The organism is uncultured Devosia sp. (assembly GCF_913055165.1).
GTDB lineage: Bacteria > Pseudomonadota > Alphaproteobacteria > Rhizobiales > Devosiaceae > Devosia.
Map to the genome: position 1 here is coordinate 1 of NZ_CAJXJS010000084.1, position 11,591 is coordinate 11,591.

Annotated in this window: 9 protein-coding genes and 1 pseudogene; 3 read left to right on the forward strand and 7 right to left on the reverse strand. The window is 61.8% G+C overall.

Annotation, left to right across the window (positions count from 1 at the left end):
- The first annotated feature begins 630 nt into the window (after positions 1-630).
- On the forward strand, positions 631-1,668 hold the full coding sequence (locus QZ564_RS17835) for a sulfate/molybdate ABC transporter ATP-binding protein (RefSeq protein ID WP_297112995.1): 1,038 nt from the start codon (positions 631-633) through the stop codon (positions 1,666-1,668).
- On the opposite strand, the gene QZ564_RS17840 is transcribed toward QZ564_RS17835, so the two are convergent.
- From QZ564_RS17840 to QZ564_RS17865, 6 genes are all read right to left on the reverse strand, one after another.
- Positions 1,599-3,521 (reverse strand): glycosyltransferase family 2 protein, encoded by a 1,923-nt coding sequence (locus QZ564_RS17840; protein ID WP_297112998.1) that lies wholly within the window; start codon positions 3,519-3,521, stop codon positions 1,599-1,601. The two genes, QZ564_RS17835 and QZ564_RS17840, sit on opposite strands and share 70 nt — an antisense overlap.
- 13 nt (positions 3,522-3,534) lie before the next feature.
- On the reverse strand, positions 3,535-4,185 hold the full coding sequence (locus tag QZ564_RS17845) for an acyl-homoserine-lactone synthase (protein WP_297113001.1): 651 nt from the start codon (positions 4,183-4,185) through the stop codon (positions 3,535-3,537).
- 231 nt (positions 4,186-4,416) lie between these two features.
- Entirely contained in the window at positions 4,417-5,136 is a 720-nt protein-coding gene (locus QZ564_RS17850; protein ID WP_297113004.1) for a LuxR family transcriptional regulator, read from the reverse strand.
- A gap of 108 nt (positions 5,137-5,244) precedes the next feature.
- Complete coding sequence (locus QZ564_RS17855; protein ID WP_297113018.1) at positions 5,245-6,246, reverse strand: Hsp33 family molecular chaperone; 1,002 nt, start codon at positions 6,244-6,246, stop codon at positions 5,245-5,247.
- Positions 6,247-6,424: 178 nt separating this feature from the next.
- Positions 6,425-7,357 carry an ornithine carbamoyltransferase gene (gene argF, locus QZ564_RS17860; RefSeq protein WP_297113007.1) on the reverse strand — a complete coding sequence of 311 codons (933 nt, stop codon included), beginning with the start codon at positions 7,355-7,357 and terminating at the stop codon, positions 6,425-6,427.
- A gap of 130 nt (positions 7,358-7,487) precedes the next feature.
- Complete coding sequence (locus QZ564_RS17865; RefSeq protein WP_297113010.1) at positions 7,488-8,699, reverse strand: aspartate aminotransferase family protein; 1,212 nt, start codon at positions 8,697-8,699, stop codon at positions 7,488-7,490.
- Between the two features lie 378 nt (positions 8,700-9,077).
- Here QZ564_RS17865 and QZ564_RS17870 point away from each other — a divergent pair, with 378 nt between their 5' ends.
- Positions 9,078-9,617, forward strand: a complete 540-nt coding sequence (locus tag QZ564_RS17870; RefSeq protein WP_297113013.1) for a GcrA family cell cycle regulator — start codon at positions 9,078-9,080, stop codon at positions 9,615-9,617.
- Between the two features lie 188 nt (positions 9,618-9,805).
- On the opposite strand, the gene QZ564_RS17875 is transcribed toward QZ564_RS17870, so the two are convergent.
- A complete protein-coding gene (locus tag QZ564_RS17875; protein ID WP_297113015.1) occupies positions 9,806-11,098 on the reverse strand; it encodes an ATP-binding protein in 1,293 nt (430 codons plus the stop codon).
- An 86-nt stretch (positions 11,099-11,184) separates the two neighbouring features.
- On the opposite strand from QZ564_RS17875, the pseudogene QZ564_RS17880 reads away from it, so the two are divergent.
- Positions 11,185-11,591, forward strand: a pseudogene (locus QZ564_RS17880) (polyphosphate kinase 2); the annotation flags it as partial.

An 11,591-nucleotide genomic window follows, 5' to 3' on the forward strand; every position in this document is an offset into this window, starting at 1 on the left:
AGTCTTCTTAACTTCCACCAGGATCGCTCCAGGCTTCCGTTCGCAAGAACATCGCCGTCCACGTTTCTCTTTCTTCTATTCTTCACAATGTCAGAGAACTGACCCAATGTCCGCGAGGACGAAAGCGTCGGCGAGAGTTGCACTCTCTGAGAATTCCACCAGGGAACACGATTTCCTGTCCGGCGAACCGGCAGCAACCCTGCCCTTGTCAGAAGTGTCGATCAGTGGGAGCGCCGAAGCCCTCGCGTCGTCAACGAGGGGCGTTATATGGGAGGGTCATTTCCGCGTCAACACCCCTCATGAAAGAAAGATGACATTTCTTTCCACGCCCATAGCGTCCATGTGCATAACTGGGCGCAGACGCACGGTTTTTCAAGGGTCTTGCGCGTTTGCGAGCGTGTCTCCAATGATCGCATGGAGCTGCTGTTGACCCTGCCTATAGGGTTCCCTCGGCACATGATCGACTGACGGCCAGCGTTCGGCCTGCCATACGACAAGGACAAGCCGAGTGCGGTCACGAGAGAAAATTGGCGCCGATCACGGCTTGTGCGAAAAAGCCCAGTCGATGCTCTCAAATCCTTTGAGGCCTTCTGTCTGGAAGACTGCTCCTAGCGGGCAACGGGAAACATTATGAACGTGCGCCTAGACAATGTCCGCAAGGTATTTGACCGGTTTTCGGCCCTCCATGACGTATCACTGGACATCTCTGCGGGCGAACTTATCGCCCTGCTGGGGCCGTCCGGCTCTGGCAAAACCACCCTTCTGCGTCTGATCGCCGGGTTGGAGCGGCCCACAAGCGGACGCATTCTGTTCGGTGAGGAGGATGCGTCAGCCAGAAGCGTGCAGGAGCGCAATATTGGCTTCGTGTTCCAGCACTATGCGCTGTTCAGGCATATGACCATTCTGGAAAACGTATCGTTTGGCCTCAAGGTGCGTCCTCGCGCCATTCGACCCGCTGCAGGTGAAATCCGTCGTCGGGCAATGGAACTGCTCGATTTGGTGCAGCTTACGGGCCTGGAGTCGCGCTTCCCCAAGCAGTTGTCAGGCGGACAAAGGCAGCGGGTGGCACTCGCACGGGCCCTGGCCATCGAACCCCGCGTGCTGTTGCTCGATGAACCCTTTGGCGCGCTCGATGCGCAGGTGCGCCGGGAATTGCGCAAATGGTTGCGTGAGGTTCATGAGCGGACCGGACATACAACGATCTTTGTAACACATGACCAGGAGGAAGCGCTTGAGCTGGCTGACCGTCTCTGCGTCATGCGCCAAGGCAGAATCGAGCAGGTGGGGACACCGGACGAGGTCTATGAGCGTCCGGCATCTCCATTTGTGTTCGGGTTCATCGGTGAGTCGAACCAGCTGTCCGTAACGGTTTGCAACGGGTCAGTGCTGCTGGGCGACCAGACACTGGGGATAGAGGCCCCTGAACTTTCGGGCCCGGGACTACTCTATTTCCGGCCGCACGATATTGATGTGGTGGAAGAAGAAGCGACCGCGCTTGGCGGGGCTGTCGTGATCAGCCGGAGAATGGGCGGCACACGACGCCTCGGTTTGGAGCTGATCCAGACCAGGCAACGCGTGGAGGTCGATCTTCCCCTCGGTCATCCGGCAACGGAGCGGTCGGTGATCGGCTTTCGCCCGAGACGCTGGACACTGTTTCCGGGGGGATGAACCGGCGCCACAGTCGCGGCCGGTGCGCGCTCCGGCCGGACAGATGGCGAGGACGGTCGGGGACTAATGTGGTGGGGACTCTTGAACCAGTGGAATGGTCGCAAGGTGAACTCGCGCAGGGCTAGCAAGGTTGCAGCCGAGATCAGGGCCCAATAGAGCGGCACGGCGACCTGCCGCCAGATCAGGTCGCGCTGACCGGTCCGGGCCAATCCCACCAGATTGATCAGAATGGCAATTGTGCTGCCCATTACAAGGACTGCAAAGCAGGCGACAGGCCAAGGCTGGAGCTCGGGTGCAGTCAATTGCCCGGTCAGAAACAGAATGGGCAGCGTGATCAGAAAACCTGCATGCAGCAGCGGCGGCATCAGCATGCCCAGGAGCACAAGCTGCAGACCAATGAACTCCCGCCAACCCAAATCGGCCAGCAATTCATTGGCGTGGCGGTTATGCACGGCATAGGTCTGGAACCACCCCTTCATCCAACGCGTGCGCTGCCCCATCCAGGGCAGCAGGCGGGTCGGCGCGGCCTCATACGTGCGCGAGGGACTGGTCGCACAACGCATTTGACGACGCGCCAATCGTACACCCAAATCCGCATCTTCGGTAACGTTGAACGCATCCCACCCCCCCAGCTCGCGCAAAGACCGGGTACGAAAATGGTTGGAGGTGCCGCCCAGCGGCATAACGATGCCCCATCGGGACAGAGCGGGCAGCAGCACCGAAAACAGCCCGGCATACTCGCCCGCGAACAGCGCCGGCAACCAGCCGCTCCGGCCATTGTCGATCACCAGTCTTGCCTGGATGCAATGCAAGTCGGGCCGCTGCCGAAACTGGTCGGCGATCCGCCGTAGCTGGTCTGGTTCGGGGCGGTCTTCGGCATCATAGACAACGATAAATTCTCCCCGGCAGAAGGGCAATGCAAAGTCGAGCGCCTTTGGCTTGGTGCGCGGCAGCGCGTCGGGGACGATTCGGAGCGAAAAATGCGGCGCCCGGCAATAAGGGCGTAGCGCCTCTATCGTCGATGGCGAGGTGCTCTCCACCACAAAGGTGATGTCGAGCTTGTGGCGCGGATAATCGAGCTGGTCCAGCGCCCGGCATAGTTGCGGCACCATATTGGCCTCATCACGCAAGGGCACAAGGATCGAATAGACGGGCAAGTCGATGTCGTCGCCGCCGTCTGACGCCACCGGTTCGGGCGGCAACGGCGTCAACAGGGCAGTCAGGCGCAGGACCGATGGCAGCATGATCAGGGCGAACCAGAAGGGTGCCAGCGTGTCGTATCCAGTCAGGGGAGCGGACAGGAGAATGAGTGTAACAACGCCGATCAGCGCAGCGAAAACGATGCGCACAGGACCGATCAGTTCGAGTTGCGCCGCTGCTCGGGGCCAAAGCCGCGTCATGTTCTGGCGCGCATTGTCGATCAGTGCGGCAGAGGCCTGCGCGGCCAGAAAGTCGCGCAGCGCGGTTTCCGGAACAATGCATATGCTGCGGGCCAGATCCGGCCGCGCGGCGCAGAGTCTGGCCAGCCTCAGCAAGCCGAAAAAGTTTGGTGCTACGAACGCCACATCCCGATCCTCCAGGCGCAGCCGGTACAGCCGGATTTCGCCCAGCGCCTCGAGCCGGCCCGGGTCGAGAGCCGGGGCATCGCAGTTTGGCACTGCTTCCAGAAAGGCTATCCCCACCCACGCAGCGGCGCGGGCCATGATTTCCGCCTCGGGGAGGTTCAGATGCACGGCGCACCAGTGCAGCGGATCCACCTCGGCCTCGAGGGCCTGATCAAGCAGCGCTCCGGCCGACGTGCTGGTCAGCTGGTGACCGATCACGGCCTGCATGAGTGCCAGGGCCTGGGCCATGTCTTGCGCCTAGCTAGGCCAGAAGAGGCCCGTCGGACCACAGAGGATCGGCTGAAGAAAAAACCGGGACGAGCGGTCTGCTCATCCCGGTGGTCCGCCGCACATTGTGCAGAGCCTGTTCGGAAACCTCGATCCAGGCAGCGATGATGGGCTTGCCATCGCTCATGGCCGGCGCCCCGAGCGGGGTGATGCGCCACCCCACCGCGGTGCCGTGCTCCAGCATGGATAGGGACGAAACAAAGGTGAGGAAGCCGTAGCCCTGCAAAAGAGCGTATTCCATCACCGCGCAGAAAAGGGCTGCAGACTCGGGAGCGCGCCGCCGGCCTTCACGTCGATCGGGATGCACATAAAAGCGCGTCCAATCGGCCCCAAGTGAAGGGTGGGCGGGGAGTTCTCCTTGCACTAACCCGTTAAAGACAGTCTGCAGCAAGTTCGGCCGATCCAGCGGTGTCAGGCGGGAACCGCCCACCACGATGCCGGAATCGGAAATCAGAAGATGTGTAGCGTCGCCATTGTCGAACGCGTCGACATCACGACCATCGGGCCGGCGCAGCGCCTCCCATCCGGCCATTTCAACAAAAACACGATGCCGGAGTCGAAAGTTCTGCTCCAGCAGGTCGTGACTATCCCGGTCCGCTGGACTGCGGACGATGTGCAATTTCATCGGTCTGCCCCCCGAAGCTACCGGCCTCGATTTAGGGAATTAGTCACGAGCAGCCCGCGAAATGAAATTGGTAGAAATCACAATGTGATGCAAAAAATTACGACGCACTCCGCCTGGACCGGCCCATGGAGGCGTCGACCATGATCGGCCGCTTGATCGAGCTCGACGCAGCGAGCTGGCAAGGAGAAGCTCGTCCCGCTGGATTATGCGATTGCTATCGCCGGGAACGCACTAGAGCGTAATCAGCTTGTGTCGGATGGCTTCGACCACGGTGTGCAGCCGATTGCTGGTGCCCATACGCTTCTGCGCATTTTCGCAGTGCTGATTTATGGTGCGGGGCGTCAGCCCGGTGATCTCGGCGATCTCGGCAGCGGTCTTGCCGGAGGCTGCCCATTTGAGGATTTCGGCTTCACGCGGGGTGATCACACGACGGCCCATTGGGCGTCCAGCCGGTCCATTGAGGTAGCGCAGCCGGCCATGGGCATAGAGGGAGAGCATGTGAAGTTCGAGGCGGCGCTTCTCATCCAGGTGCTCAGTTCTACCGACGAGAGAGACCACGCCCTGCATCCCGCCTTCCATATGCACCGGCACGCAAAACCCTTCGTCCATGTCGAACTCACGCGCCTCATCCATGACCCGCCGCGCGGCGACGTCGTTCTCCCGGTCATAAGGGGCGTCAGACCATTCGAATGGCAAGGTGGTGGAGAAGCAGTGCCGCGCAACCGGGTCGATATGGACGTAGCCGAGGCCGGTATAACGCTCATACCATTCGTCGTCCCAACCCGAGAGCAGGACGAAGGGACGCACATCCACGCCCGGATCGGGCAATCCGGACACGATGAACCGATCGAACCCATAGCTTCGTATGGAGCGATACATGATGTCCATGATGCCGTTCGTCGTGGTCTGGTGCTGGATATCCTCGATCGTCGACATCAGATCGGCATTCATCCGGCATTTCCCCCTTCGCCGCTCGAATGCAAGAATTTTGACTGTGTTCTTCTAATAAGGCAAGGAGAATGAAGCTGACGTTGCAGAAAACGTCAGCTTCAGACTGTGTTAACTTTCATCCTGAAAGTGGTGCGGATTGAAACGATAAGCAGTCGAACAGAATTCGCAGACAACTTCGATCTCGCCGTCAACCGCCATGTCCTGCCGCTCTTCGGGCGAGAAACTATTGGCCAGCATGTCTTCTATGCGGTCTGCCGAGCAGGTGCAGCGTTCCTCCAGGTCCTGCGGCGGGAACACGCGGACGCCGGTTTCGTGATACAAGCGGAACAGAAGGCGCTCGGGCGAAATGTCGGGATCGGACAATTCGAGATCGCCCACCGTACCCAACAGCGCCTTGGCTTCGGCCCAGCCATCGGCTTCGACAAAATCGGGATCGACCATGTCCGGGTTGTCGAAGTCACCATCGCCCGGCAGGTCCGCCATGGCTGATTGACCATTGGGCGGCAGATGCTGGATCAACATCCCACCCGCACGCCAGCGGGCACGGTGATCACCCTTGGTCGACATCTGGGCCACGGCCAAACGGACCTGGGTCGGGATCTGTTCGGACTGCATGAAATAGGTGTGCGCTACCTGTTCAAGCGAATTGCCGTCCAGCGCCACAATGCCCTGATAGCGCTCGGTATGGGGCCCCTGATCGATCGTCATGGCCAGATGACCCCGGCCGAGCAGGTCGGCGGCAGAGGTCTTGCCGGCTTCGGCTGCCTTGACCAGTGCCTCCTGATCAAACCGGGCATAGCCGCGCATGCCGTCGGGGGCGTCGAAATCGACCACGATCAGATTGACCGGCCCGTCGGTCTGGGTCTGCAGGATGAAACGGCCTTCGAACTTGAGCGAGGACCCAATCAGGGCGGACAGCACAACGGCCTCGCCCAACAGACGAGCCACGGGGAGCGGATAGTCATGGCGGCTGAGGATGGTGTCCAGTGCGGAGCCCAAGCGCACAACGCGGCCGCGAGTGTCCAGCTTGTCGAGGGTGAATGGCACCACGGCATCGTCGCCGGTCTCGGGACGATCAAGGCCCATGCTGGAGAGCAGGCTTTCGGTCATGGTCACTTCCGTAGTCATGATGAGTTCGTCTTTCTCAAGGCTACGCCTTGCGGGCGGAACGCGCTACCCGGCCACCATCACAAGAGGGACCGCATAAGCGGCCCGTCTCGCATAACGCAGACCCCCGCTTGCGCGGGGGTATCGATTTGGTGGTTGAGCAACGACAGGCGAGAAACGCCTAGTTGGTTTCGACCCCGAAGGCCCAGCACAATACTGCTTTCTGGGCATGCAGGCGATTTTCGGCCTCGTCGAACACCACTGATTGAGGCCCGTCGATCACCTCGTCGGTCACCTCGTCGCCGCGATGGGCGGGCAGGCAGTGCATGAACAAGGCATCCTTATTCGCCAAGGCCATTAGATTGGTGTTGACCTGATAGGGTTTCAAGACCCGGCGGCGCTCGGCGGCATCCGTGTCACCCATGGACACCCAGGTGTCGGTGATGACCAGGTCAGCGCTCTCGACGGCCTCGCGCGGATCCTCAATGAGCCTGACATTCCTGCCCGCCCGCTTGATGTCCTGCATCAGGTCCTTTTCGGGGCTGTATTCGTCCGGCACTGCGATGGTCAATTCACAGTCGAACAATTCCGCCGCATTAACCCAGGAGTGCAGCACATTGTTGCTGTCGCCGACCCAGGCCACCTTGGCGCCGCGGATATCGCCGCGATGCTCCTCGAAGGTCATGAGGTCAGCCATGATCTGGCAGGGATGGGCGCGGCGGGTCAGGCCATTGATGACCGGCACCGTCGCCGCCTCGGCCAGTTCGAGCAGGTCGGCATGGCTGAGGATGCGGATCATGATGGCGTCGACATACCGGCTCATGACCTGTGCCGTGTCGGCCAGAGTCTCCTCGCGGCTCAACTGCATTTCCTGGCCGGACAACATCAGGGTCTGGCCGCCCAACTGGCGCATGCCCACGTCGAAACTGACGCGGGTGCGCGTGGACTGGCGCTCGAAGATCATGGCCAGCACCTTGTCCTTGAGGAGCTGGGGCCGGTCGCCATCCTTCAACCGGGCCTTGAGCGCGACAGCCTGGTTCAGCATGCCGCGCAGTTCGGCATAGGTGAAATCGTCGATAGAAAGAAAATGCCTGGGAGTGCCGGTCGAGTTCATGGGCCGGGGTCCTTTGATGACGCTTGGATTGGAATGAGGCGAAAGGCGGTCCTCGGCGGGCCAGCAGCCCGCCGGGAGAGTGGCTAGCAGCCGCCTCGGCGCCGTCCGAAATGATAGAAGACCAACAGGCTCATGAACCGGCCGCCGCCGTTGCCGCTGTTTCGGCCTCGATCGCGTCAAACGCCGCGCCAATCCGGCTCATGGCATCCTCGATATCGGCCTCGGAGACAATGAGCGGCGGTAGCAGCCGAAGCACATTGTCTCCCGCGCCGATGGCCAGGAGCTGGTGGTCGTCGCGCAGGCGTGCCACGAAGTCCCGGACCGGCGGCGCGATCTTGATGCCGGCGAGCAGGCCCTTGCCACGCAGCTCGAGAACGTAGTCCGGATATTTCTGCGCCAATTGCTGAAGGTGCCAGGCGAGCCGTTGGCCCATCTGCGCGACGTGATCGAGGAAGCCGGGCGCCTGGATGCGATCCAGCACCGCATTGCCCATGGCGCAGCCCAGCGGATTGCCGCCATAGGTGGAGCCATGGGTACCCGGCACCATCGAGGCGGCCGCGGCCTCGGTGGCGAGACAGGCGCCGAGCGGAAATCCGCCGCCGATAGCCTTGGCCACGGCGACGATGTCGGGCGCGATTCCTGCCCATTCAAAGGCAAAGAAGCGCCCCGTGCGGCCGAAACCACACTGCACCTCATCAAAGATGAGCAGCATGTCGTTCTCGTCGCAGATCTGGCGCAGGCCCTGGAGGAACTCGGCGCTCATGGCCGTGACGCCGCCCTCACCCTGAACGGGTTCGATCAGGATGGCGCAGCTTTGCGGGCCTACAAGGGCTCTGACCGCGTCGAGATCGCCGGGCGCCGTGTGCTTGAAGCCCGGCATGGGCGGGCCAAAGCCCTCAAGGTAGCTCGGGTTGCCGCCAGCGGCGATCGTGCCCAGGGTCCGGCCATGGAAGGAGCCGGTAAAGGCGATCACTTCGTAGCGGTCCGGCTGGCCCTTGGCGAAGAAGTAGTGCCGGGCGGTCTTGATGGCGCATTCGAGGGCCTCGGCCCCGGAATTGGTGAAGAAGACCTTGTCGGCAAAGGTGCTCTCGACCAAGCGCTGCCCCAACCGTTCCTGCTCTGGAATGGTGAAGACATTGGATGTGTGCCAGACCTTGTCCGCCGCAGCCTTGAGCGCGGCAACCAGATGCGGGTCGCCATGGCCCAGGGCGTTGACGGCGATGCCGGAATGGAAATCGAGAAATTCTCGGCCATGCTGGTCGTACAGGCGCATGCCCTCGCCCCGCTCGAAAGCGAGATCGGACCGGGCATAGGTGCCGTAGAGCGCAGACATGGCGAACATTCCTCTTGTGTTGAAAGCCAGGGTCGGGAGAAGCGTGGCAAAGCTGCCACACAAACCAAAAACGCGCCCTCTCGGCCGCGCGTCTGGGCCCGAGAATTAGGCGTAATCACCCCACAAAGTCAATCTGGTACCCGCCAAGTGCCTGATTTGACTCAAGGATCGTTAGGGCAATTTTAACCAATGAATAAACGGGGAAAATCGGCCCCGACTCTTGATCCCGATTCCGCCGATGTCGTAGTCTCGGAGGCGTTGGGGACACGATATCTCGTGCGGCGGACCCGCTCAACATACGAGCTGTAGAGTCGATAAGGCTGCCAGTGCCTTTCTGGCAGCGCAATGAAGGATTCTGTTTTGTCGATGGTTTCAGGAGCGCAACCGATGGGCTGGACTGACGAGCGCGTCGAACTTTTGAAGAAGCTTTGGATGGAAGGGCTTAGCGCCAGCCAGATTGCCGCCGAGCTGGGTGAAGGGGTGACCCGCAATGCCGTGATCGGCAAGGTGCACCGCCTGAAGCTTTCCGCCCGCGCCAAGCCGACGAACACCGCACCGCGTTCGCGCCCCGCCTCGCGCCCGGCCGCGCCGCGCCGCGTTTCCAGCCCCTCGTCCAGCACCGCCTCGATGAGCGCCAAGCCGCGGGTCAGCATGTCCCGCCCACAGGTGATGGGCGCCACTGCACTGGCTGCCAGCCCTGAGATGGACGCCGAGCTTTACGTCGCGCCGGCCGCAGCGGAACTGTTCATTCCCGAGGACAAGCGCCTGAGCCTGCTGCAGCTCAACGAGCATACCTGCAAGTGGCCGATCGGCGACCCGCTGACCAAGGACTTCTATTTCTGCGGCCAGCACAGCCTGGAGACCGGCCCTTATTGCGAGTTCCATTCGCGCCGGGCCTATCACCAGCTCGACAAGAAAAAGCGCTGAACGTTCAGCTGCCGGATCAATCAAGGGCGCCCCATGGCGTCCTTTTTTGTTTTCTGGTTCTGTCATTGTGCCCGCGTCCCTTGCCCCGCACCAGACAGAACCATGGCATGGGCTCGGCGGACGGGGACAAGTTTGCCATCCGTCATTGAGCATGCGGACAGGGCCGCAGTCATTTCAACTGAAGTGCCTCAGGGCAGCAGCACGTCCACCCGCAGGCCTTCGCCCGGCTTGGACTTGATGCTCATCTGGCCGCGATGGCGCTGGATGATGTGCTTGACGATGGCCAGACCCAGGCCCGTGCCCTTCTTCTTGCGGCTCGCTTCGGCATCGATACGGTAGAAGCGCTCGGTCATGCGCGGCACGTGCTCGGGCTCCACGCCCGGACCATGATCGATGACACTGACCATGTGTTTGAGGCCGGCACGGTCGATACGGGCGAGTTCAACTTCGACCTTCTTGCCGTCAGCGCCATATTTGATGGCATTGTCGACAAGGTTCTCGAAGACTTCATAGAGCTGACCACGGTCGCCGGTGACCATGACCGGCGCATCGGGCGTGGTCAGAACAACCTCGACGTCCGCGGCCCGGGCCTGGGTCTGCAGGCCCTCCCGGACTTCGCGCAGCAGGGCGGTCAGGTCCACCGAGCCGGTGGGGCGCACATGCTGGTGCATTTCAATGCGGGACAGGCTGAGCAGATCGTCGATCAGCCGGCTCATGCGCTCGGCCTGGGTGCGCATGATCCCCAGGAACTTCTCGCGCGCCGCGGCGTCGCGGGCTGCGGGTCCGAGCAGGGTATCGATGAAGCCGATCAGCGAGGCGAGCGGAGTGCGCATCTCGTGGCTGGCATTGGCGATGAAGTCGGTGCGCAGAGCATCGACGCGCTTGAGTTCGGTCAGGCTCTGGAAGGTGACCAGAAGCTGGCGGTCCGCATCGGCGAACCAGTCGCGATCAGGTCGGCGCAGTGGCGCGACTGTGACGCGATCCCAGGTTTCGGAGGGCACCGTCTCGTGCAGCTCGAAGCTGCGCGGCTCGCCGGTTCGCTGCGAACCTTCGATGGCGGCCACCAGATCGGGGTTGCGCATCACCAGCGTCATGACGCGACCCTGTTGCAGGCTGGGATATTGCCGGGCGGCGGCCCCGTTGCGATGCAGCACCGCGCCGCTTCTGTCGAGCACGAGTCCCGGATCACCCAGCGCCTCGACAAAGGCGGGCAACATATCCTGGTCGATCGTTGCTGCGGCTGGTGTCGGGGCGGGTATTTCCACGGTCCGCGTCACGGTCACGACCGGCTGGGGCAGCATGGCCATGAAACCAACCAGCACCAGATAGCCGATGACACCGAGATCGGGGCGCAGACCACCGAAGAGGACAAAGCAGCCTATCAGGCCTGCCAGGCCGAGCAGCAGCGGCACCTGTCCGGTCAGGCGCGCAAGGGCGCTGGCTGGTGTGCGCCTCAGGTGAGTTGTCCTCAGATCATCCATATCTGGTGGTCGAATCAATGCGTTAACCCGCCTCTTGCGCGGGAGCGAGGTTCATAGCACGGTCTATGTGACAGCGGAGAGACAGCGTGACCGATCCCATCGACGGCTTTGACATCAACAATCCCGAACTGCCCAAGGCGATCAGGAAGGCTGCCTTCGGGTCGGGCGCATACCCTTATGACGAGAAACTCGACGGCGACGAGTATGACACGCAGTTTTATAAGCTGCAAAAACAGTTGGTGCTGCATCAGGCGCATATGGCCAAGGCCGGCACCCGCACGATCATCGTCTTCGAAGGGCGCGATGCTGCGGGCAAGGGCGGCACCATCAAGCGGTTCCTGGAAAATCTCAATCCGCGCTACAATATCATCGCCGCCCTGCCCAAGCCCAATGATCGGGAACGCACGCAATGGTACTTCCAGCGCTATGTCGACTGGCTGCCGGCGGCCGGGGAAATGGTGCTGTTCGACCGCTCCTGGTACAACCGGGCGGT